The following is a 24,227-nucleotide window of genomic DNA, read 5'->3' on the forward strand; positions in this document are numbered from 1 at the left end:
GATATGGATAAAAGAAAGGTTATATTAATTTGTTTGTCGTGCATTTTTGCAGGATGTATCCATAAACCGGATGATGTCTATCAGAGAGCTATTGATTATGTAATGCCTCTTGTCGATAGTGGGCTTATCGTTGATGACTACATTCATCTGTATGAATTAGCAATGAATGACTCAAATAGCATCTATGAGATTTCAGGTATGACTTCTCCATTTAGTAGACCAGAATACCCATCCAAAATAATAAAGCAAAAAGGAAAGTTCTTTTGCTTTACAAAATTGGATGAACCGGAATTATCTGCGGAACAGGTATATAAGTTAACTAATCAATGTGATGCTACTTTTGAATTCTCAAGTTGGAATCTTTGGCTTTTAGGTATCTCTAAATATAAGAGAGATTACATATTAATCAAAAAGAGTGCAGTGCGAGATAGACTTATTGAATACTCGAATCTTTGGCCTTATCTTTCAGGAGGCAAACCTAACAATGAGGATTTTTTCATGTGCCTGTCTTCTCATAATTTAATAGTATCAAAGCCGGATTCTTTAGCGTGTGATCGATTGAAGTTTAACATAAAAAATATTTCGGGAAAGATAGATATTTATAATAGGACTGATTCCACAATTGTTGTATCTCCTGATAATCAGAACAAGACCTTTGCAATAGTAAATGGACTTGATACGCTCGAATTTTTCATTCGTGAATCATATCCCTTAAAAATATCTTCCAATGATTCTCAAACGCTACACTACATGAGTAAAGAAAATACATCTTTTTTTCAGAAACTACCATCTAATTGCACATGGGGCACTTTATATAAATTATTATCCGATTCAACCTTTTGTTTTTTGAAAATAAATGGTAGAGATAACTCTTTTCGATTATTGCATAATGATTTCCGCTCTTCTAGTGAATTAATGGATGATTCGGGAGAGGTTTTACAGGAACTCTGGAATAGCGGTGTGTTTGATAAAGACGAACGTTTGCAAAGATTCTTTAACAATTAAAATATTACCTACCCGCTTGAACATGCTATCCAGGCAGCTCGTACATAGGGATTTTAAATAACAAAAATCTTTGTCTCTACAAATATTATGTCTGTGAAACAAGGATTACTTATTACCATTACCTAAAGTCGTATATCACTTCTTTTTTAGATGTGATACAACACCTCCTATATCTACAACTATAATGCAATATGAAGAAAGGTTTTAAATAAGAAATTATCAATATTCAATATAATTTTCTAAATTTGCCAAGCATGATAACGTTCGCGGACGGAAGTACGATTTCTTACATGTATAGTGCGGACGAAGCCAAACTCTGCACGATACATAAGATAGGAAGTACTACCACCAAACGGACTATTGTGGAAATGCGATCTATGAAAACGGAATACAAAAGTAAAAAAACAACGGGAACAAACATAGAAAGTCAGGCTCAGAACTAATTTTATAAAAACAAAAAAAGACCGTTTTTGCCTACATCCTACACCCGAAACATTAATGCGCTCATTAATAACATCTTGTATAGCATAAAAGATTAGCATGTGGGTGTAGGCAAACCATCTTCCTACACCGTATTTTTTTCAATATATTTACTTACCATCGATATAACATTCTATTTTTCAATATTATATGCGTTTTACACAGAACTCACCAAATTATCTTCAAACAGCACCTATCTACGAGTGAATTAAGCTCATTCAGTGCTTTTTTCTTCAAAAACCCCGCAATACCACCACAATTCTTGCGAATAGTGAAAGAATATAGTACCGAATACGCCCAAAAAACAAGGGATAACACAGTCCTGTCCAAAGATTCAAGAGTAGCAACAAAGCAGATAAATGTATATTTAGTCTAATGATTTTGTGCTTTTGAACCGGACAAAATGTTCTTTTGCCTAATTGAAAACTTCGCCCTGCAATTGTGGGCTGTCTGGTGACCAACTGCGGGCTGTCCAGCCCCCATATCGGAACCATCGGGCCCGCAATTGCAGGACAAAGTTTTCAACCAAACAAAAGTGCAAAATCAATAGGGTATAAGCAAGTTTACACTCAATCATTAGCTCTTTTCTCTTATGCATTTAGGAAGCTATGCTTTAAAGACAAACACAAAATGAAAGGCACAGGCTTCAAAATGCCACTTATCCCCCACTACCTATTGTTATACTGCCACACATTCCGTACATTTGCAGAAACATCTATAACGTAATATTGTTTTACCTATAAAAATAGAAGATTTAATAAACTCATAAAACCTCATGGAACATCCTCTTTCTCAATTCAAATACTGCCCCAAGTGTGGCTCCGTACACTTTGAAAACAACAACGAAAAGTCCAAGCGTTGTGCCGACTGCGGATTCGTCTATTACTTCAACCCGTCTGCCGCCACCGTAGCACTGATAATGAACGAACAAGATGAACTGCTGGTATGCCGCCGCGCCAAAGACCCGGCCAAAGGGACACTCGATTTGCCCGGCGGTTTCATCGACATGGCGGAAACCGGAGAAGAAGGAGTAAGCCGTGAAGTGAAGGAAGAAACCGGAATGACAGTGAAAAAAGCAGAATACCTCTTTTCACTACCTAATATATATGTATATTCCGGGTTTACTGTTCATACCCTGGATATGTTCTTCCGTTGTTCAGTAACCGATACACTGCATTATAAGGCTATGGATGACGCAGCAGATGTTTTCTTCCTGCCGCTAAAAAGCATACATACAGAAGACTTCGGGCTGGGTTCCATCCGGAAAGGATTAGAAATATTCCTGAAAGAAATGAGCGAATAATTATTCATCTGACATCTGCATATCCTAAAAAAGCCAAACAAGTGTAACAAATTCGACTTAAAACCCGTACTTTTGTAAAAACGCGTTGTATTATGAAGAATAAACTCTCCCGAATACTATGCACGGCGCTTTGCTGTGCACCCCTGCTCGCTACGGCACAGACCAGCGAGAAAATCACTTCCCCCCAACGACTTTACCAGGAAGGACACTCACTGTTTCAACAAAAAGCATATGCAGCCGCCATCCCGCCGCTGCAAGCATTCGTACGCCAGATGGATGCAGAAGGCAAACCACTGCCCGCCGCAGGCGAACGGATGGAAGCGGAATACATGCTGGTATGCGCTGCCTATGAATTAAAAGACTCCAAAAGCATAGACAAGTTGCAGGCTTATCTGGAAGAATATCCCGATACGCCCTATGCCAACCGCATTTATGCACTGATGGCTTCCGTATATTTCTTCGAAGGAAAATACGATGAGGCCATGGCTATGTTCAACGCCACCCGCCTCGACCTGCTGGCCAATGAAGAACGTGACGACATGACGTATCGCCTTGCCACCTGTTACCTGAAAACAGGAAATGTGAAGGAAGCCGCCATATGGTTTGAGACACTTCGCAGTACCAGCAAGAAGTATGCGGCAGATTGCACCTATTATATTTCTTATATCCGCTATACACAACAACGGTATGACGATGCCCTGAGCGGATTCCTGTCTTTGCAGGACAATGCGAAGTACAAAGCGCTGGCACCTTATTATATAGCAGAAATCTATCTCATCAAGAAGAATTATGATAAAGCGGAAATCGTGGCACAAAATTACCTTTCCGCTTATCCGAACAATGAATATACGGCTGAAATGTATCGTGTCCTCGGTGACGCAGACTATCACTTCGGAAAGTATCACGAAGCAATGCAGGCTTTCGAAAAATATCTGGAAAGTAACCAAGAAGAGGCTGCCCGCCGGGATGCACTCTACATGCTGGGACTTTCATACTATCACTGTGGCGTATTCTCCAAAGCCGCCGCTACCCTTGGCAAAGTAACCACCGAAAACGATGCACTTTCGCAGAACGCTTATCTCCATATGGGTTTGTCCTATCTGCAAATGTCGGATAAGAACAAGGCACGCATGGCATTTGAACAGGCTGCCGCCTCTAATGCAGATACGCAAATCAAGGAACAAGCCGCTTACAACTACGCTCTCTGCATTCACGAAACCTCCTACTCCGCCTTTGGCGAGTCTGTCACCGTTTTCGAGAAATTCCTCAACGAGTTCCCGAGTTCCCAATACGTAGATAAAGTTAGCAGCTATCTGGTAGAGGTATATATGAATACCCGCAGTTACGAAGCCGCCCTGAAATCCATTGAACGCATCGCACATCCGGGTGCAGCCATTCTTGAAGCGAAACAGAAAATCCTGTTCCATCTCGGCACACAGTCTTTTGCAAATGCTCAGTTCCAGGAGGCTATCGGCTACTTCAACCAGTCAGTGGCTTTAGGACAATACAATCTGCAAACGAAAGCTGATGCCATCTACTGGCGAGGTGAATCTTACTACCGCCTGAACCGGATGCAGGAAGCTGCCGCCAACTTCAGCGAATACCTGAACCTCACACCTGACAGAAATACAGAAACATATGCACTGGCATACTATAACCTGGCATATATCGCGTTCCACCAGAAAGATTACTCTCTTGCCCAGAACCGTTTCCTGAAATTCACACAACTGGAAAAAGGAGAAAATGCCACTGCACTTGCCGATGCTTACAACCGCATAGGCGACTGCTACCTGCACGTGCGCCGCTTCGACGAGGCAAAACAATATTATGCTAAAGCAGAAAACATGGGCACCCCTGCGGGCGATTATTCTTTCTACCAACTGGCGCTGGTGGCCGGATTGCAGAAAGACTATGACGGCAAAGTAGCTTTACTTAACCGTCTGGCAAGCAAATATCCCACTTCGCCTTATGCAGTGAATGCCCTTTACGAAAAAGGGCGCTCGTATGTGCAGACCAATAACAGCCGCCAGGCGATTGCAACATTCAAAGAATTGCTGGATAAATATCCGGAAAGCCCGGTCAGCCGTAAAGCTGCTGCCGAAATCGGTTTGCTTTACTACCAGAATGATGAGTACGACCGTGCCATAGACGCTTACAAACATGTTGTAACCCAATATCCGGGTAGTGAAGAAGCCCGCCTCGCCATGCGCGACCTGAAATCTATCTATGTAGATGCCAACCGCGTAGACGAATTTGCCGCCCTGGCTGCCCAAGTGCCGGGAGAAATCCGCTTCGATGCCAGCGAACAAGACTCACTGACTTATATCGCTGCCGAAAAGGTATATATGAAAGGAGACATCGTACCTGCCAAAGCAAGCTTCGAACGCTATCTGCAAAGCTTCCCCAACGGTGCATTCAGCCTGAACGCACATTTCTATCTTTGCACTATCGGCAAAGAGCAGAAAGATGAAGCCGCCGTACTGGAGCATGCCGGTAAGTTGTTGGAATATCCCGACAATCCTTATTCACAGGAAGCACTGATAGCACGGGCGGAAATCCTGTTCAACCGTAAGCAATTTGACCAGGCACTTGCCGACTACAAACAGTTGAAAGCCAAAGCCACTACTGCCGAACGCCGCCAACTGGCAGCAACCGGAATGTTGCGCAGCGCCGCCCTGATGCAGGATGATGTAGAAACAATCGCCGCCACCACCGACCTCCTTGCAGAAGCCAAGCTGGCACCGGAACTGCATAACGAAGCCCTCTATTTCCGTGCCAAAGCCTACCTGAACCAACGTGCCGACAAGAAGGCAATGAACGACCTACAGGCACTGGCAAAGGATACGCGCACGCTCTATGGAGCCGAAGCCAAATACCTGGTTGCCCAGCAACTGTATGATGCGAAAGAATATGCTGCCGCCGAAAAGGAAATACTCAATTTCATTGAGCAGAGCACACCGCATGCATACTGGCTGGCACGCAGCTTCATCCTCCTATCAGACGTTTATGTTGCCATGGATAAGAAACTGGATGCACGTCAATATCTGTTGAGCCTGCAACAAAACTACCAGGCTGATGATAATATCGAGCAAATGATTAATGAGAGATTGGAGAAACTGAAATAAAAGGAATAAGGACACAAGTTGACAAGAAACGAGGCCTTGTCAACTTGTCAACTAAAACCTCGTCAACTATAAATATGAAAAAGATTCAATATATATACGGAGCACTGGCACTCATAGCCTTCCCGACCTGGGTACAAGCTCAAACGCAAGCTAAAGATACTACCCTGAGCCGTACGGTTGTAGTAGAACAAGAATATAACCCGGACATCATGGATGCTTCCAAGGTGAATGTATTGCCCAAAGTGGCACCACCCACTGTCAGCAAAAAGACAGTGGAATATGATGCCACCCTTGTACCGGCAGGAAACATTCCTGCAAGCACAATGCAGGCCTACACAGGAGCAGAAAGCCAGGACAAAGCGCAACGCGGCTATGCCCGTCTGGGATATGGCAACTACGGTAACCTGGACGCCCGCGCCAATTATCTGTTCATACTGCCCAACAGTGACAAACTGAACCTGAATTTCCACATGAACGGTATGGATGGCAAACTGGATATGCCCGATTCCGATGAAAAATGGAGCGCACGTTACTATCGCACACGCGCCGGTATGGATTATGTACATGCTTTCCGAAAAGTAGATTTGAACGTAGCCGGAAACTTCGGGCTCAGCAATTTCAACTATATGCCCTACACTTCCAATAACAAACAGAAATTCCTGTCGGGCGATGTACATTTCGGAGTAAAATCAACCAGTGAAGAACTGCCTCTTCAGTTTCATGCCGAAACTAACCTGATGTTCTATGAACGCCAGCACGACTTCCAGTACGAGAATGCACAGGAAGCAATGGTACGGACCAAAGCCGGCGCAATGGGGACCATCTCCGGCGAACAATATGTGGGCGTAGAGCTGGCAATGGACAATGTGTTCTACAAGAATAATGAATTCGATGATTATACATCCGTAGAATTGAACCCCTATTACCTTTACCAGAACGATGACTGGAAAATCCGTCTCGGTGCCCACGTCGACTTCGCTTTCGGGTTTGGTAAGAAGTTCCGGGTAGCACCCGACGTAACGGCCCAATATATCTTCTCCGACAGCTACATACTCTATGCCCAGGCTACAGGCGGACGACGGACAAACGACTTCCGCAGACTGGAAATGATATCTCCATACAGCCAGACCGCAAGCCAATTGGATGCTACCTACGAACAGTTGAATGCCGCCCTTGGTTTCAGGACAAGTCCTGTCACAGGTTTGTGGTTCAACCTTTATGGCGGATACCAGGACCTAAAGAATAACCTTGCCGCTATCGGAATCACCCCCATTGCTGATAACAGTTACAGTAGTTCATACCTCCTGCCGCTCCAAGCCAACATGCATAACATATATGCAGGCGCCGAAATCAGCTACAGCTATAAAGATATTATCTCCTTCTCCGTTTCAGGAGTTTATCGCGACTGGAAAACTGCAAAGATTGAAGACTACAACAGAGAGATATTACTGGCCTACATGCCTTCTTTCGAAGCGAAGTTTAACGTAGACATTCGCCCCATTCCTTCTGTTCTGGTTAACCTCGGTTATCAGCACGCTACCCGCGAAAAAGTGGAAGACCAGCGTGTAGACCCCATCGGAAACCTGTATCTCGGTGGTAGTTACGAAGTCTTCAAAGACATCTCCATCTACGTGCGTGCAAACAATTTATTGAACAAAGACTATCAATATTATTGGGGATATCCCACAGAAGGCGTCAATTTCATGGGCGGAGTCAGTTTCCGTTTTTAACAAACAGCATGGCAAAAAGTCATTTTTGCTAAAAAAGAATATATTCTCCACATATTATAAGGTGGAAACAATTGTTTTTTTCTACTTTTGCGGGCGAATTCAGTGGCAGGAGCCACTATAAAACAGAAATTTATGCCAAAAAACCTTGTCATTGTCGAGTCACCGGCAAAAGCAAAAACAATTGAGAAGTTCCTGGGAAAAGATTATAAAGTCCTTTCCAGCTACGGTCATATACGCGATTTGAAGAAAAAAGAATTCAGTATTGATGTCGAAAAGAACTTTGAACCGGATTACGAAATTCCGGAAGATAAAAAAGCGCTGGTAAAGACATTGAAATCTGAAGCGAAAGAGGCTGACACCATTTGGTTGGCTTCCGATGAGGACCGCGAGGGAGAAGCCATTGCGTGGCACTTGTATGAAGTACTAAAGTTGGAGCCGGAAAACACCAAACGTATTGTATTCCATGAAATTACCAAAACCGCTATCCTGAAAGCCATCGAGCAACCGCGAAACATTGACATCAACCTCGTCAATGCCCAGCAGGCACGACGCATCCTTGACCGTATCGTAGGTTTCGAGTTATCACCCGTATTATGGAAGAAGGTAAAACCTGCACTCTCCGCCGGACGCGTGCAGTCGGTTGCCGTACGCCTCATCGTAGAGCGCGAACGTGAAATACATGCTTTCCAAAGTGAAGCCTCCTACAAGGTAACTGCCATTTTCCTCGTTCCCGATGCTGATGGCAAACTGGTAGAAATGAAAGCGGAACTCGCACGCCGCCTCAAGACCAAAGCGGAAGCCCAAAAGTTACTGGAAAGTTGCCAATCGGCCATATTTACCATTGAAGATATTACGACGCGCCCGGTAAAGAAAAGTCCGGCTGCACCGTTCACCACCTCTACCCTGCAACAAGAAGCTGCGCGCAAGCTCGGTTTCACCGTAGCGCAAACCATGATGGTAGCCCAGCGCTTGTATGAGTCAGGACGCATCACTTACATGCGTACCGACTCCGTGAACTTATCAGAATACGCCATCAACGGTAGCAAAGAAGCTATTGCCAGCATGATGGGTGATAAATATGTGCACTCGCGCCACTTCAGCACCAAAACCAAGGGAGCACAGGAAGCACATGAGGCCATCCGCCCCACTTACATGGAGAATGCACAGATAGAAGGCAGCGCACAAGAAAAGAAACTGTACGACCTGATATGGAAGCGTACCATCGCCTCTCAGATGGCAGATGCCGAACTGGAAAAAACCACTGCAACCATCAGTATAAGCAATGCCCCCGAAACCTTCAATGCTTCCGGAGAAGTTGTGAAATTCGATGGTTTCCTGCGCGTATACAGAGAGTCTTATGACGACGATGTAGAGCAGGAAGATGAGAGCCATCTGCTGCCACCGCTAAAGAAAGGTCAGAAGTTGGAGTACCAGAATATTACTGCTACCGAACGCTTCACACAACATCCGTCCCGCTATACAGAAGCAAGCCTGGTGCGTAAATTGGAAGAACTGGGTATTGGCCGTCCTTCTACCTATGCGCCGACAATTTCTACCATTCAGCAACGTGAGTATGTGGAAAAAGGGGACAAGACCGGTATGGAACGTTCCTATAATGTAATCACGCTGAAAAAAGATAAGATTACGGATGCTGTCCGCACTGAAATCACCGGAGCTGAAAAAGCGAAACTACTGCCTACGGATACGGGTACGGTTGTGACCGACTTCCTGATACAGTACTTCCCCAGCATCATGGATTATAACTTCACGGCAAGTGTAGAAAAGCAGTTCGACGAAATCGCTGAAGGTGATACGAAGTGGACGACTATCATGAAGACGTTCTATAAAACGTTCCATCCATCCGTAGAAAGTACTCTCGCTGCCAAGAATGCACACAAGACCGGAGAACGTTCATTGGGGAATGACCCCGTCAGCGGCAAGCCTGTTTCGGTGAAGATCGGACGTTTTGGTCCTGTGGTACAGATAGGAAGTGCTGAAGACGAAGAAAAGCCCCGTTTCTCTCCTTTAAAGAAGGGCCAATCTATTGAAACTATTTCTTTAGAAGAGGCTATGGAGCTGTTCAAACTCCCCCGTACACTTGGCGAGCACGAAGGCAAAACCGTTACGGTCAATGCAGGACGCTTCGGTCCGTATATTTATTACGGTGGAACCTATACTTCACTCCCCAAAGGTGCAGACCCGATGGAGATAGAACTGGACGAAGCCTTGGAACTGATAAAAGAGAAAGCGGAAGCGGAAGCCAAAAAGCATCTCAAAAAATTCGAAGAAGAGCCGGAACTGGAAATCATGAACGGAAGATACGGTCCTTACATTGCTTATAAGGGTAGCAACTATAAGATTCCTAAGGATATTGTTCCGGAAGACTTGAGTCTGGACGCTTGCATGGAAATCATAAAATTGCAAAGCGAAAAAGCCGCATCAGCTCCTGCGAAAGCAAAACGAGGAAAATACGCTAAGAAGAAAGCATAAGAATAACCTCTTATATATAAAGAATCAGCCCCGGAATGAAGATTTTTCATTCCGGGGCTGATTCTTTTATAGTACACTCTTACATTCTGTCTGGCACTTCAATGCCCAGCAATCCCATGCCAAGACGAACCACTTTCGCTACATTCTCCGACAAAGCAAGACGGAATACTTTCACTGCCTCATTCTCTTCACGCAGGATGCTGAAATCATGGTAGAACTGGTTATATTCCTTCACCAAGTCATACGTATAGTTGGCAATAATAGACGGACTGTAATCCGTGCCAGCCTGCTTCACAATAGCGGCGAAATCAGCCACCATCTGGATAAGACCTTCTTCCTTTTCGCTCAACTCGATGCCTACAGGTATTTCAGCCGGAATAACAATACCTGCTTCCGCCGCCTTACGCAACACAGATTGAATACGTGCATACGTATATTGGATGAACGGGCCTGTATTACCATTAAAGTCAATGGATTCCTTCGGATTGAATGTCATATTCTTACGGGCGTCCACTTTAAGAATGAAGTACTTCAAGGCACCCAATCCCACAATACGGGCGATATTGTCAGCTTCTTCCTGAGTCAACCCGTCCAGTTTGCCTAACTCGTTAGAAGTTTCTTTGGCTGTGTTCACCATTTCTTCCACCAAATCATCAGCATCTACTACCGTACCTTCACGACTTTTCATCTTGCCTTCGGGTAATTCTACCATGCCATAAGAGAAGTGAACAAGGCTCTTTCCCCATTCAAAGCCCAACTTGTCAAGCAAGATAGAGAGTACCTGAAAATGATAATTCTGTTCATTGCCCACCACATAAATCATTTTGTCAATAGGATAATCAGCAAAACGAAGTTTAGCAGTGCCAATGTCCTGAGTCATATAAACAGAAGTACCGTCAGCACGAAGCAATAATTTATGGTCCAAACCATCAGCAGTCAGGTCAGCCCATACAGAGCCATCTTCTTTTTTATAGAAAAATCCCTTTTCAAGACCTTCCATTACTTTTTCCTTACCTTCAAGATAAGTATTTGACTCGTAATATATCTTATCAAAGCTAACTCCCATCTTACGATAAGTTTCATCAAAACCTTCGTATACCCAGTTGTTCATCTTCGCCCAAAGTGCACGTACTTCCGAATCTCCGGCTTCCCATTTCACCAACATTTCGCGGGCTTCATTCATCAAAGGAGAAGCTGCTTCAGCTTCTTCTTTTGTCATACCTTTTTCCATAAGTTCGGCAACCTCGGCTTTGTAGTGTTTATCGAAAGCCACATAATAATCACCTACCAGATGATCGCCTTTCTTACCGGATGATTCCGGCGTTTCGCCGTTGCCATATTTCAGCCAAGCCAACATGGACTTGCAGATATGAATACCACGGTCGTTCACGATATTCGTCTTCACCACCTTGTTGCCATTCGCCATCACAATGTTGGCCAAAGCATTACCCAGCAGATTATTACGCACGTGTCCCAAATGGAGCGGTTTATTGGTGTTAGGTGAAGAATATTCAATCATAACCAGCGGAGAATTATCCGTGGCAGCAATGATACCGTACTCTTTATCAGCATGGATACTGTTCAACAATTCAATCCAGGCGGAAGAAGCAATAGTCAGGTTCAGGAAACCCTTGATAACATTGAATGCAGCTACCGAAGGCTCATTGGCTTTCAAGTATTCGCCAATCTCTTGTGCGGTCTGCTCCGGTCCCTTCTTCGACATGCGCAGGAAAGGAAAAACTACCAGCGTGAGGTGTCCCTCAAATTCTTTTTTGGTTTTTTGCAGTTGTACCTGTGCAGCAGGCACATCCTGTCCGTACAGTACTTTCAGTCCGTTGATGACGGACACTACCAGTTTATCTTCTATATTCATGATTTAAAAGTATTTTCAGGCCGCAAAGATACTATATTTTGGCGAATTACGCGCTGCATCCGTTACGGATAATAAAAAAGGAGACACATGACGCATCTCCTCTTCCACATTTTACTTATTACTATTCTTTATTCAATAGCCGCAGTCAATTCCATACCAGGTCTAAATTTAGCAACCTTCTTTGCCGGAATCGTGATTTTTGCTTTCGTAGAAGGATTAATGCCTGTACGCTCAGCTCTTTCGGATACGGCAAATGTACCGAAACCAACCAATGACACTTTGTCACCAGCCTTTAGAGCTTTCGTAATTGATGCCATGAAAGCATCCAATGCTTTCTTTGAATCCGCCTTCGTCAAACCGGACTCCGCTGCCATAGCGCTGATAAGTTCTGACTTGTTCATAATTCTAAAATTTAATAATTAATATGTTACACAAAAGATATCTGCAATAGTTGTTCACAAACCTCTACAAAAATAGAGCAATATTTCTGAATATCAAATAAAAACATTAAAAAAAGATTGGATTTTGGCGAAAAAAAAAGAATAGAAAGCCGTTTTTCTGTTATAGAACAGAATTTATTCGTATTTTTGCCGGATAAAGCGAAAACAGGCTGCAACTTGACACAATTAAGCGAGCTTGTTTCTGCTTTCGGTTTGCACTATTTTTGTGACTTATTGATTGAAATTGAAAATTATGAATGCCATACCAACAGTTACTAAGAACCTATTAATCATCAATGTACTGGTCTTTCTTGCGACCATTGTTGCTAAAAGTTACGGTATAGATTTAGACCGCTATTTAGCACTTCATTTCTTTCTTGCCGGCGATTTCAATGTAGCCCAACTTATTACATACATGTTTATGCATGGAGGTTTTACACATCTCTTCTTCAATATGTTTGCCTTATGGATGTTTGGCCGTATCTTAGAACAAGTGTGGGGGCCGAAACGTTTTCTGTTCTACTACCTGTTATGTGGTATCGGTGCAGGCTTTATCCAGGAAATTGTGCAATACATACATTACGAAATGGTACTCTCCGCATATGACAGCGTCAATACGGGCTACTCCGTCATTCCAATGAAAGAGTATCTCAACATGATGACTACCGTAGGAGCTTCGGGAGCCGTATATGCCATCCTGTTAGGTTTTGGAATGCTGTTCCCTAACCAGCCGTTGTTCATCTTCCCGTTGCCGTTCCCGATTAAGGCCAAGTATTTCGTAATCGGATACGCACTGATTGAGCTGTATGCAGGCTTTGCCAATAATCCGGGCGATAACGTAGCACATTTTGCACACTTGGGTGGTATGATATTTGGTTTTATACTGATAATGTACTGGAGAAAAAAAGATAGAGGAAATGGGTACTATTATAACTGACCTTAAAGAAGCTTTTCGCAGGGGAAATATTTATATCCAACTGATTTATATCAACGTAGGCGTCTTTGTCGTTACTACGCTGACAGAGGTTATCCTGCAATTATTCAACCGTAGCCTTGGCGGCGTGTTCGAATGGCTGGAACTACCGGCTTCACTGACGCAGTTCATCATACAGCCGTGGTCACTGTTCACATACATGTTTATGCATGCAGGATTTCTGCATATCCTGTTCAACATGCTATGGTTGTATTGGTTCGGGGCACTGTTTCTCATGTTCTTCTCAGCCAAGCACCTGCGGGGAGTATACATATTGGGAGGTATTTGCGGTGGATTGTTATATATGGCAGCATACAATATTTTCCCGTATTTCCGTCCGATGGTTGACTACTCATTCATGTTGGGCGCATCTGCTTCCGTACTCGCAATTGTAGCTGCTACCGCTTATCGTGAGCCCAACTATCCGATACGGTTATTCCTTTTCGGCACAATACGGCTGAAGTATCTGGCTCTTATCGTTATCGGCACAGATTTACTGTTCATCACATCCAGCAATGCAGGTGGACATATTGCGCACTTGGGTGGCGCATTGGCAGGAGTCTGGTTTGCCGCCGGAATAAGTAAAGGCAGAGATATAACTACCTGGATTAATAAAATCCTGGATGCCATCGTTTCGTTGTTCAGCTTTAAGCCTCGCAAGCCGAAAATGAAAGTACACTACGGCAATAGCCGCCAAAAAGACTATGACTATAATGCCCGCAAGAAAGCACAATCCGAAGAGATAGACCGTATCCTTGACAAACTGAAAAAGTCGGGATATGAAAGCCTGACTACGGAAGAAAAGAAAAGCTTGTTCGATGCGAGCAAACGATAGTACAAGAAAATGGGAATAGAACATATCGGCAAATTCGTCGCTTATCTGATTTTAGCGGTCAACATCGTCTTCATAAGCTTGTTGCTTCTTACCGCCTACAGCCCGCACATCAAGCCGGTTGCCCATCCTGTTGAGTCCTGTCTTGGGCTGACATTTCCTATTTTCCTGATGATAAATATTTGCTTTCTCATCTTCTGGTTGATTATTCAGAAATACAAGTTCGCATTGTTTCCGTTGGTAGCCCTTCTCTTTTGTTATTCGCAAATACGGACTTACCTTCCCGTCAACTTTCATACCAGCAAATTACCGGAAGATAGCTTCAAAGTATTATCATACAACATAATGGGCTTTGACGGAGCTGTCAAGAAAGACGGAGAAAACCTGATTCTGAATTATCTGAAGAACAGTGGGGCTGATATTCTATGTTTGCAAGAATACCAAACAGTAGAATCCCCTCATCATCTCACCCAAAAGGATGTTGATAAAGCCCTTAAGGATTATCCATATCATAAAATTCAGCTTGTGGGAAGTGGCAAAGGACACACCAACCGGATAGCCTGCTATTCCAAGTATCCCATTCTTTCGTCGCGCAAATTGGATTATGCCAGCGAATACAACGGTTCTGTGGTTTACGAACTGAAGATGGGAGAAGATACTGTAATGCTTATCAATAATCATCTGGAATCCAACAAACTGACCAAGGAAGATAAAGTAGTGTATGAAAGTATGCTCAAAGCCCCTGAAAAGGAGAAAGTGAAAAGCGGCATGCGCCTGCTTATTCGCAAATTGGCGGAAGCATCAGCCATACGCGCCCCCCAAGCCGACAGCATTGCGCAAGAAATAGCATCATCACGGCATCCCTACATTATTGCCTGTGGTGATTTTAACGATACGCCTATTTCTTATGCCCACCGGGTCATCAGCGAGAAGTTAAACGATGCTTTCACCAAATCCGGTCGCGGACTGGGCATATCCTATAATCAGAATAAATTCTATTTCCGGATTGACAATATTCTGGTAAGCAAAAATCTAAAACCCTATAATTGCACAGTGGACCGTTCGATAAAAGAGTCCGACCACTACCCCATCTGGTGTTACTTGAAGAAGTTGAGAGTTGAAAATTAATAATTAATACTTTATACCTAATACTTATGTTTAAAAAGTGTATTTTTATTTTAGCAACAAGTTGTATGATGTACTCCTGTGCCACGCAGACGGAAACCAATCCGTTCCTAACCGAGTTCCAAACCGAACATGGCGTACCGCCTTTCGATAAAATCAAACTGGAACATTACGAACCAGCCTTTCTGAAAGGTATTGAAGAACAAAACGCGAATATCGACGCTATAGTGAACAATTCCGAAGCTCCGACTTTTGATAATGTAATCGTTGCTTTTGATAATAGTTCCCCTATACTTGACCGGGTTAGTGCCATTTTCTATAATATGACGGATGCGGAAAAGACGGACGGCCTGAACGACCTATCCATAAAACTCGCCCCAACCCTATCGGAACACAGCGATAACATCTCTCTGAACCAAGAGCTTTTCAAAAAAGTAAGTGCTGTATATCAGCAAAAAGAATCCTTGGGATTAACTACCGAGCAGCAACGTTTGCTGGAAGAGACCTATAAAGACTTTGTCCGTTCCGGAGCAAACTTATCTCCCGAGAAGCAAGCACGCCTGCGCGAAATCAATAAGCAATTGTCTACATTAGGACTTACATTCAGCGATAATATCCTGAATGAAAACAATGCATTCAAGCTGTATATAGACAAAGAAGAAGACCTTGCCGGACTACCCGAATGGTTCCGCCAAAGTGCAGCCGAGAAAGCAAAAGAAGATGGTCAGGAAGGAAAATGGTTGTTTACACTGGGCAATGCCAGCCGCATCCCGTTCCTGCAATATTCTGCCAACCGCCCCCTGCGCGAACAAATGTATAAAGCCTACATCAACCGTGGCAATAACAACGATAAGAACGATAACAAGAAAATTATTACGGACATCGTCAGCCTGCGCCTTGAGAAAGCACAATTGCTGGGCTTCGACTGCTATTCCAACTTCGTATTGGACAACACAATGGCTAAGAATTCCGCTACAGTCATGGACTTCCTGAACAATCTGTGGAGCTATTCTTTACCGAAAGCAAAAGCCGAAGCTGCAGAATTGCAGAAAATCATGAATAAGGACGGCAAAGGTGAAAAGCTGGAAGCATGGGACTGGTGGTATTACACCGAAAAGCTACGCAAAGAGAAATACAATCTTGAAGAAGATGAAATCAAGCCTTATTTCAAACTTGAGAACGTGCGTGAAGGTGCCTTTGCCGTAGCCAACAAACTTTATGGCATCACGCTGACCAAATTGGAAGGTATTCCCGTATATCATCCCGACGTAGAAGTTTTCGAAGTGAAAGATGCCGACGGTTCACATCTGGGTGTGTTCTATGTAGACTATTTCCCCCGTCCGGGCAAGAGCGGCGGCGCATGGATGAGCAACTACCGCGAACAGCAAGGTGACATCCGCCCGCTGGTATGCAATGTATGCAGCTTCACCCCGCCTGTGGGCGATATGCCTTCATTGCTGACCATTGACGAAGTGGAGACCTTATTCCACGAATTCGGCCATGCCCTGCACGGACTACTGACCAAATGTAACTACAAAGGTATTTCCGGAACAAACGTAGTGCGCGATTTTGTAGAGTTACCCTCTCAAATCAATGAGCACTGGGCCACTGAACCAGAAGTACTGAAAATGTATGCCAAGCATTACCAAACCGGCGAAACCATCCCCGACAGCCTCATCGAAAAGATTCTGAACCAGAAAACCTTCAACCAAGGTTTCATGACAACCGAGCTGCTGGCCGCCGCCATTCTGGACATGAACCTGCATAACCTGACAGACACCAAAGATTTGGATGTATTGGCCTACGAAAAAGAAGCAATGGACCAACTGGGACTCATCCCTGAGATTGCTCCGCGCTATCGTACCACCTACTTCAACCACATCATCGGCGGTTACGCCGCAGGTTATTACAGCTACTTGTGGGCAAACGTGCTGGACAACGATGCTTTCGAAGCGTTCAAGGAACATGGCATCTTCGACAAAAAGACAGCCGACCTCTTCCGCTACAACGTTCTGGAAAAAGGCAACAGTGAAGACCCGATGACACTTTACAAGAACTTCCGCGGTACAGAACCACAACTGGAACCGATGTTAAAAAATCGTGGAATGAAGTAAAAACAATGTCATACTAAGGTGGCAAATTCTTTGCAAAGTGCAAATATTTGAGTTCCTTTTACTTCTGAATGTGAAAAAAAAACTATATTTGCAGCCTTGTACGCAATAGAAATTAATTAAAAAAGTAATCATAATAAACTAAAAGTAACATGCAAAACAAAGGATTCGTAAGGATTTTTGCAGTATTGCTCACACTGGTGTGTGTGTTCTACCTTTCCTTCTCTTTTGTGACTCGCCATTATAACAATAAGGCAAAAGAGTACGCTAAAGGAGATTTGAAGTTGGAACAAGACTACCTGGATTCTCTGTCAAACGAGAAGGTGTGGTTCGGCAATTGGACACTGAAACAGTGTCGTGAGATGGAAATAAGTTTAGGTTTGGACTTAAAGGGTGGTATGAACGTCATCCTCGAGGTTTCCGTACCCGATGTAATCAAAGCATTGGCGGATAACAAGTCCGACGAAGCATTCAACCAAGCATTGGCAAATGCCGCCAAACAGGCTATTACCAGCCAGGATGACGTCATCACTTTGTTTGTGAGAGAGTATCATAAGATTGCTCCGGGTGCCCGCCTTTCCGAACTTTTCGCCACTCAGCAATTAAAAGACAAAGTTAACCAGAAATCTTCTGATGCAGAAGTTGAAAAAGTATTGCGTTCGGAAATAAAAGCTGCTGTTGATAACTCATACAATGTACTCCGTACCCGTATCGACCGTTTTGGTGTGGTTCAGCCCAATATCCAGAGTCTGGAAGACAAGATGGGACGTATCATGGTGGAACTTCCGGGTATCAAAGAGCCGGAGCGTGTAAGAAAGTTACTGCAAGGTTCTGCCAATCTGGAGTTCTGGGAAACATACAATGCAAAGGATGTCGCACCTTATCTGCAAGCTGCCGATAACAAATTGCGCAGTCTTTTAGCAAACGAAGTGCAAAATGACAGTGTAGCTGTTGACAACACTGCGGCTCCGGTTGCAGCACAAGCCACCAGCACAGCCGATAGCCTTGCTGCAGCACTGAAAGGTGAAAGCAAAGCACAAGCTGCCGACCTTGCACAAATAAAGAAAGAGCATCCGTTGCTGGCCGTTTTACAAGTTAACCCAAGCGGACAAGGTCCTGTTGTAGCTTATGCTAATTATAAGGATACGGCTGACATCAACAAATATCTGTCCATGAAAGAAATTCAAGCTGAACTTCCGAAAGACCTTCGTCTGAAATGGGGTGTTTCTGCTTATGAATATGATCCGAAAGGACAGACTTTCGAACTTTACGCTATCCGTTCTACCGAACGCAACGGACGTGCTCCGCTGGAAGGTGACGTAGTTGTTAGTGCAAAAGACGAATATGACCAATTTGGCAAACCTGCCGTAAGTATGTCTATGAACACAGATGGTTCACGCCGCTGGGCTCAGTTGACTAAACAGAACATCGGTAAGAGCATCGCCATCGTATTGGACGGCTATGTATATTCTGCACCGAATGTAAATACGGAAATTACCGGCGGTAACTCACAAATCACCGGTCACTTCACTCCCGAACAAGCAAAAGACTTAGCGAATGTATTGAAATCCGGTAAGATGCCGGCTCCCGCACGTATCGTTCAGGAAGACATCGTAGGTCCGTCTTTGGGACAGGCTTCTATCAACGCCGGTGTATTCTCATTCGTTGTGGCATTGATATTGTTGATGTTCTACATGTGCATCATGTACGGCTTCATTCCGGGTATGGTTGCCAACGGCGCATTGGTGCTGAATATGTTCTTTACGCTGGGTATCCTTTCGTCCTTCCAAGCGGCACTGACAATGTCCGGTATTGCCGGTATGGTGTTGGCGCTGGGTATGGCAGTGGATGCGAACGTATTGATTTACGAACGTACAAAAGAAGAGTTGCGCGCAGGTAAAGGTGTGAAGAAAGCCCTCGCAGACGGTTACTCTAATGCGTTCTCTGCAATCTTCGACTCCAACTTAACTTCTATCATCACAGGTATCATCCTGTTCAACTTCGGTACAGGTCCTATCCGCGGTTTCGCCACAACCTTGATTATCGGTATCTTGATTTCGTTCTTTACTGCTGTGTTCATGACACGTCTGTTCTACGAGCACTTCATGGGTAAAGACAAACTGTTGAACCTGACATTCTCTTCAAAGGTTTCTAAAAACTTGATGGCGAATGTACATTTTGACTTCATGGGTGGAAACAAAAAGTGGTTGACCATCACCGGCGTTATCCTCGTAATCTGTATCGGTTCGCTCTTTGTACGCGGTTTGAGCCAGAGTATCGACTTTACTGGCGGACGTAACTTCAAGGTACAGTTTGAAAATCCTGTAGAACCGGAACAAGTACGCGAATTGATCGCCAGCAAGTTTGGTGATGCCAACGTCAGTGTAATTGCTATCGGTACCGACAAGAAGACAGTACGTATCAGTACCAACTACCGTATCGAAGAAGACGGTAACAACGTTGACTCTGAAATCGAAGCATATTTGTACGAGACTCTGAAACCAGTATTGACACAAAACATCACACTGGAAACATTCATCGACCGTGAAAACCACACAGGTGGTAGTATCGTCAGCTCACAGAAAGTAGGTCCGAGTATCGCTGATGATATCAAAACTTCTGCAATGTGGTCCGTTATTCTCGCCTTGATTGCTATCGGGCTGTATATCTTGATCCGTTTCCGTAACATCGCATATAGTGTGGGTTCGGTAGTTGCACTGACCAGTGACACATTGATGATTCTCGGTGCATACTCATTATGCTGGGGATGGATGCCGTTCTCTCTGGAAATCGACCAGACATTTATCGGTGCTATCCTGACGGCTATCGGTTACTCTATCAATGACAAGGTGGTAATCTTCGACCGTGTACGTGAGTTCTTCGGTCTGTATCCGAAACGTGACAGAAAGCAGTTGTTCAATGATTCATTGAATACCACTCTGGCGCGTACCATCAATACTTCATTGAGTACATTAATCGTGTTGCTGTGTATCTTCATCCTCGGTGGTGACTCTATCCGCAGCTTCGCATTTGCAATGATTCTTGGTGTTGTAATTGGTACACTTTCTTCTCTGTTCGTTGCATCTCCTATCGCATACATGATGCTGAAGAACAAAAAGATTGCCGAACCGGTTGCTGAAGTAGCAAAATAAGGAAACATACAATCTTAATAAAAAAGGGGAAGCTGACGATTAATCAGCTTCCCCTTTTTGCTTTTCCAAACTTTCAGTAGTCCCGAGGGGAATCGAACCCCTATCTAAAGTTTAGGAAACTTCTATTCTATCCGTTGAACTACAGGACCAAAAACATTTGCGGTTGCAAAGATAAAGCATTCTCCCGATTTAACAAGGAGGAACGAGCCTTTTATCAAGAAGATTATGCATACCCAAACAAAACTACAGACAAACAGATTACTCAAAACCCAAAAGTTAAGGAAAAGCATATTCTGCAAGATTTTATCAAAATGTAAAGTCACATTAGTATCTAACAGTAATATACCAGTTCCAAGTAGCTACATTTTGTCAATACGCATACTCCCAAAATCAAATGATAATATGCAACTTTTATTTCCCCAAGCCGTACACATAGTTAGAGTTTTGTTCACTCCAAATATCAAAAAACACTCATTTGGCAATTCTTTTAATACACAATCACAGATTACATCCAAAAGATTTTGCCAAGTCGCATAACTTTACGACATTTGCAAATGCATCTCTAAAAGTGCAACTTAAAACGATCCTATAAATTAATCATAGTAATACGAAATTATGGCAAACGACATGATGGTAAAAGAACTGGATCAAGTGGTAGTCCGCTTCTCCGGAGACTCCGGCGATGGTATGCAACTCGCCGGCAACATCTTTTCAACAGTATCAGCTACGGTGGGGAACGACATCAGTACTTTCCCTGACTATCCGGCAGACATCCGCGCTCCGCAAGGCTCTCTGACCGGCGTATCAGGTTTTCAGGTGCACATTGGTGCCGGCAAAGTTTTTACCCCGGGTGATAAATGCGACGTACTGGTAGCAATGAATGCTGCCGCTCTGAAAACACAGTATAAGTTTGCTAAATCCACTGCTTGTATCATTATCGACACAGACTGCTTCCAAGCCTCCGACTTACAGAAAGCTGCCTTCAAGACTGATAATCCTATCGAAGAGATGGGCATCAAGCAAGATGTGATTGCAGCACCTATCTCCCAGATGGTGAAAGATTGCTTGGCAGAAACCGGTATGGACAAGAAAGCCATGCTGAAATGCCGCAATATGTTCGCTCTCGGCTTGGTTTGCTGGTTGTTCAACCGCGACCTGAAAATTGCAGAAGACTTCCTTAAAGAGAAATTCGCCCGGAAACCGGAAGTGGCCGAAGCCAATATCAAGGTGATTCATGCCGGATACGACTACGGTCACAATACGCATGCCTCCGTGGCACATACTTATAAGATAGAGAGCAAAACAAAGACTCCCGGTGTCTATATGGACATCATGGGTAACAAGGCTACCGCTTACGGTTTCATCGCCGCTGCTGAAAAGGCAGGTCTGAAATTGTTCCTGGGTTCTTATCCCATCACTCCGGCAACAGATGTATTGCACGAGCTTTCCAAACATAAATCCTTGGGCGTCGTTACTGTTCAGTGCGAAGATGAAATCTCCGGTTGTGCCACGGCCATCGGTGCTTCATTTGCCGGCGCATTAGCTGTCACTACAACTTCCGGTCCGGGTATCTGTCTGAAGTCGGAAGCCATGAACCTGGCAGTTATTACGGAACTTCCGCTGGTGGTTCTGGACGTGCAACGCGGTGGTCCTTCCACAGGTCTGCCCACCAAATCGGAACAAACCGACTTGTTGCAGGCGCTGTTCGGCCGCAACGGTGAAAGCCCGATGCCGGTCATTGCAGCTACGTCACCAACCAACTGCTTCGATGCTGCTTACGCAGCCTGCAAAATAGCATTGGAACACATGACCCCGGTAGTTCTACTCACCGATGGTTTCGTTGCCAACGGTTCCGGTGCATGGAAACTGCCCGATCTAGATACATATCCCGAAATCAAACCGCAATATGTGACTCCCGAAATGAAGGATAACTATACTCCGTACAAACGCAACCCGGAAAACCAGGTACGTTATTGGGCTGTTCCGGGACAGGAAGGTTATACACACATCCTCGGCGGTCTGGAAAAAGACAGCAACACAGGCGCTATCTCCACCGACCCCGAAAACCACAATCTGATGTGCCACCTGCGTGCAGAAAAAGTGGCTAAGATTGCCGTACCCGATGTGGAAGTACAAGGTCACGCAGATGATGCAGACTTGCTGATTGTAGGCTTTGGCGGCACTTACGGACACTTGTATTCGGCTATGGAAGAAATGAACAAAGCCGGACATAAAGTAGCCCTGGCCCACATCTCTTACATCAATCCGCTGCCGAAGAATACGGCTGAGGTATTGAAGAAATACAAGAAGGTAGTGGTTGCCGAACAAAATCTGGGACAATTTGCCGGTTATCTCCGTATGAAAGTGGATAACTTCACCCCATATCAATTCAATGAAGTCAAGGGACAACCGTTCTTAGTGAGCGAACTGGTTGCTGCTTTCACCGAGATTTTAAATAAATAGTAACAGGCACAAGGGAACAAGTTGACAAGACACAAGGTCTCTCCTTGTCACCCCGTTAACTTGTCACCTCGTCAACTTAAAAACGAAACATCATGAGCGAATATACAGCTAAAGATTTCAAAAAAGGACAGCCCCGTTGGTGTCCGGGTTGCGGTGACCATTTCTTCTTGAATTCACTGCACAAAGCATTGGCAGAAATCGGTGTTAAACCTTGGGAAACTGCCGTTATCTCAGGTATCGGTTGCTCCAGCCGTCTGCCTTATTATATGAACACATACGCGATGCAGACCATCCACGGACGTGCAGCCGCCATCTCTACGGGATGCAAGGTTGCTAATCCGGAGTTGAGTGTTTGGCAAGTTTCCGGTGACGGTGACGGTTTGGCTATCGGTGGTAACCACTTTATTCATGCTATTCGTCGCAATGTAGATATCAACATCCTGTTGCTGAACAATCGTATTTACGGTCTGACGAAAGGACAATATTCTCCGACGTCTCCCCGTGGATTCGTCAGCAAGTCTTCTCCTTACGGTACGGTAGAAGACCCTTTCCACCCGGCTGAACTTTGTTTCGGTGCCCGCGGCCGCTTCTTTGCACGCTGCGTAGCTACGGACGGCCCCGGCACGGGAGAGGTGCTGAAAGCTGCTGCCGGTCATAAAGGTACGGCTGTCTGCGAGATTCTGCAACACTGCGTTATCTTCAATGACGGTACTTACGACTCGGTGTACAACAAAGAGGGGCGTGCTAAGAATGCCATCTATCTGGAACATGGACAACCGATGCTATTCGGCGAAAACAAGGAATTCGGATTGATGCAGGAAGGTTTCGGACTGAAAGTGGTGAAGTTGGGCGAAAATGGTATCACTGAAAAGGATATTCTCGTTCACGATGCGCACTGCATGGATAATACATTGCAACTGAAACTTGCTTTGATGGAAGGTCCCGACTTCCCGGTTGCCCTTGGTGTAATCCGCGATGTGGAAGCTCCCACTTATGACGATGCTGTCATGGAACAGATTGAAGAAGTATCGGCAAAGAAAAAGTATCATAACTTCAAGGAGTTGCTGATGACGAATGATATTTGGGAAGTAAAGTAAATTACACACTGGTATAAGCATTACTACT

General features: G+C 44.4%; 15 protein-coding genes and 1 tRNA gene. 13 read left to right on the forward strand and 3 right to left on the reverse strand.

Translation table 11 applies throughout. The annotated features are described in order from the left end of the window. The first annotated feature begins 3 nt into the window (after positions 1-3). From QZ135_RS01235 to topA, 6 genes are all read left to right on the forward strand, one after another. Positions 4-1,005, forward strand: a complete 1,002-nt coding sequence (locus QZ135_RS01235) for an Imm65 family immunity protein (protein ID WP_294605154.1) — start codon at positions 4-6, stop codon at positions 1,003-1,005. 254 nt (positions 1,006-1,259) lie between these two features. After that, positions 1,260-1,448, forward strand: a complete 189-nt coding sequence (locus tag QZ135_RS01240; RefSeq protein WP_294605156.1) for a hypothetical protein — start codon at positions 1,260-1,262, stop codon at positions 1,446-1,448. Between the two features lie 812 nt (positions 1,449-2,260). Next, complete coding sequence (locus tag QZ135_RS01245) at positions 2,261-2,788, forward strand: NUDIX domain-containing protein (protein WP_294605158.1); 528 nt, start codon at positions 2,261-2,263, stop codon at positions 2,786-2,788. 92 nt (positions 2,789-2,880) lie between these two features. Further along, positions 2,881-5,913 carry a tetratricopeptide repeat protein gene (locus QZ135_RS01250; protein ID WP_294605161.1) on the forward strand — a complete coding sequence of 1,011 codons (3,033 nt, stop codon included), beginning with the start codon at positions 2,881-2,883 and terminating at the stop codon, positions 5,911-5,913. Positions 5,914-5,987: 74 nt separating this feature from the next. Next, positions 5,988-7,643, forward strand: coding sequence for a TonB-dependent receptor (locus QZ135_RS01255; RefSeq protein ID WP_294605163.1), 1,656 nt, complete (start codon positions 5,988-5,990; stop codon positions 7,641-7,643). Between the two features lie 132 nt (positions 7,644-7,775). After that, positions 7,776-10,133 (forward strand): type I DNA topoisomerase, encoded by a 2,358-nt coding sequence (gene topA / locus QZ135_RS01260; RefSeq protein WP_294605164.1) that lies wholly within the window; start codon positions 7,776-7,778, stop codon positions 10,131-10,133. Positions 10,134-10,212: 79 nt separating this feature from the next. Here the strand turns inward: topA and argS are convergent, their stop codons facing one another. Further along, entirely contained in the window at positions 10,213-12,006 is a 1,794-nt protein-coding gene (gene argS / locus QZ135_RS01265) for an arginine--tRNA ligase (RefSeq protein ID WP_294605166.1), read from the reverse strand. Positions 12,007-12,134: 128 nt separating this feature from the next. Continuing rightward, positions 12,135-12,407: an HU family DNA-binding protein gene (locus QZ135_RS01270; protein ID WP_009132456.1), complete on the reverse strand. Its 273-nt coding sequence runs from the start codon at positions 12,405-12,407 to the stop codon at positions 12,135-12,137. Positions 12,408-12,699: 292 nt separating this feature from the next. Here QZ135_RS01270 and QZ135_RS01275 point away from each other — a divergent pair, with 292 nt between their 5' ends. From QZ135_RS01275 to secDF, 5 genes are all read left to right on the forward strand, one after another. Next, complete coding sequence (locus QZ135_RS01275; protein WP_294605169.1) at positions 12,700-13,383, forward strand: rhomboid family intramembrane serine protease; 684 nt, start codon at positions 12,700-12,702, stop codon at positions 13,381-13,383. Then, complete coding sequence (locus QZ135_RS01280) at positions 13,364-14,254, forward strand: rhomboid family intramembrane serine protease (protein ID WP_294605171.1); 891 nt, start codon at positions 13,364-13,366, stop codon at positions 14,252-14,254. Before QZ135_RS01275 ends, QZ135_RS01280 begins: the two co-directional genes overlap by 20 nt. Before the next feature lie 15 nt (positions 14,255-14,269). Beyond that, positions 14,270-15,379: an endonuclease/exonuclease/phosphatase family protein gene (locus QZ135_RS01285; RefSeq protein ID WP_294605319.1), complete on the forward strand. Its 1,110-nt coding sequence runs from the start codon at positions 14,270-14,272 to the stop codon at positions 15,377-15,379. A gap of 26 nt (positions 15,380-15,405) precedes the next feature. Next, the gene (locus QZ135_RS01290) at positions 15,406-17,490 is read left to right on the forward strand and encodes a M3 family metallopeptidase (protein WP_294605174.1); all 2,085 of its coding nucleotides are present in this window, start codon (positions 15,406-15,408) and stop codon (positions 17,488-17,490) included. A 149-nt stretch (positions 17,491-17,639) separates the two neighbouring features. Next, positions 17,640-20,639, forward strand: coding sequence for a protein translocase subunit SecDF (secDF, locus tag QZ135_RS01295; RefSeq protein ID WP_294605178.1), 3,000 nt, complete (start codon positions 17,640-17,642; stop codon positions 20,637-20,639). Positions 20,640-20,716: 77 nt separating this feature from the next. Here the strand turns inward: secDF and QZ135_RS01300 are convergent. Continuing rightward, positions 20,717-20,788, reverse strand: a tRNA-Arg gene (locus QZ135_RS01300). A gap of 466 nt (positions 20,789-21,254) precedes the next feature. On the opposite strand from QZ135_RS01300, the gene QZ135_RS01305 reads away from it, so the two are divergent. Together QZ135_RS01305 and QZ135_RS01310 are read left to right on the forward strand one after the other, a co-directional pair. Continuing rightward, positions 21,255-23,102, forward strand: coding sequence for a 2-oxoacid:acceptor oxidoreductase subunit alpha (locus QZ135_RS01305; protein ID WP_294605180.1), 1,848 nt, complete (start codon positions 21,255-21,257; stop codon positions 23,100-23,102). 92 nt (positions 23,103-23,194) lie between these two features. Further along, entirely contained in the window at positions 23,195-24,199 is a 1,005-nt protein-coding gene (locus tag QZ135_RS01310; RefSeq protein WP_294605183.1) for a 2-oxoacid:ferredoxin oxidoreductase subunit beta, read from the forward strand. The last annotated feature ends 28 nt before the right edge of the window (positions 24,200-24,227 follow it).

Origin of the sequence: uncultured Bacteroides sp., from assembly GCF_905207245.1 — a bacterium.
Taxonomy (GTDB): domain Bacteria; phylum Bacteroidota; class Bacteroidia; order Bacteroidales; family Bacteroidaceae; genus Bacteroides.

Coding starts and splice junctions, on each gene's coding strand:
- QZ135_RS01245 (WP_294605158.1), top strand. CDS start 2,261: ATGGAACATCCTCTTTCTCAATTCAAATACTGCCCCAAGTGTGGCTCC.
- secDF (WP_294605178.1), top strand. CDS start 17,640: ATGCAAAACAAAGGATTCGTAAGGATTTTTGCAGTATTGCTCACACTG.
- topA (WP_294605164.1), top strand. CDS start 7,776: ATGCCAAAAAACCTTGTCATTGTCGAGTCACCGGCAAAAGCAAAAACA.
- QZ135_RS01310 (WP_294605183.1), top strand. CDS start 23,195: ATGAGCGAATATACAGCTAAAGATTTCAAAAAAGGACAGCCCCGTTGG.
- QZ135_RS01240 (WP_294605156.1), top strand. CDS start 1,260: ATGATAACGTTCGCGGACGGAAGTACGATTTCTTACATGTATAGTGCG.
- QZ135_RS01275 (WP_294605169.1), top strand. CDS start 12,700: ATGAATGCCATACCAACAGTTACTAAGAACCTATTAATCATCAATGTA.
- QZ135_RS01280 (WP_294605171.1), top strand. CDS start 13,364: ATGGGTACTATTATAACTGACCTTAAAGAAGCTTTTCGCAGGGGAAAT.
- QZ135_RS01235 (WP_294605154.1), top strand. CDS start 4: ATGGATAAAAGAAAGGTTATATTAATTTGTTTGTCGTGCATTTTTGCA.
- argS (WP_294605166.1), bottom strand. CDS start 12,006: ATGAATATAGAAGATAAACTGGTAGTGTCCGTCATCAACGGACTGAAA.
- QZ135_RS01255 (WP_294605163.1), top strand. CDS start 5,988: ATGAAAAAGATTCAATATATATACGGAGCACTGGCACTCATAGCCTTC.
- QZ135_RS01270 (WP_009132456.1), bottom strand. CDS start 12,407: ATGAACAAGTCAGAACTTATCAGCGCTATGGCAGCGGAGTCCGGTTTG.
- QZ135_RS01250 (WP_294605161.1), top strand. CDS start 2,881: ATGAAGAATAAACTCTCCCGAATACTATGCACGGCGCTTTGCTGTGCA.
- QZ135_RS01290 (WP_294605174.1), top strand. CDS start 15,406: ATGTTTAAAAAGTGTATTTTTATTTTAGCAACAAGTTGTATGATGTAC.
- QZ135_RS01305 (WP_294605180.1), top strand. CDS start 21,255: ATGGCAAACGACATGATGGTAAAAGAACTGGATCAAGTGGTAGTCCGC.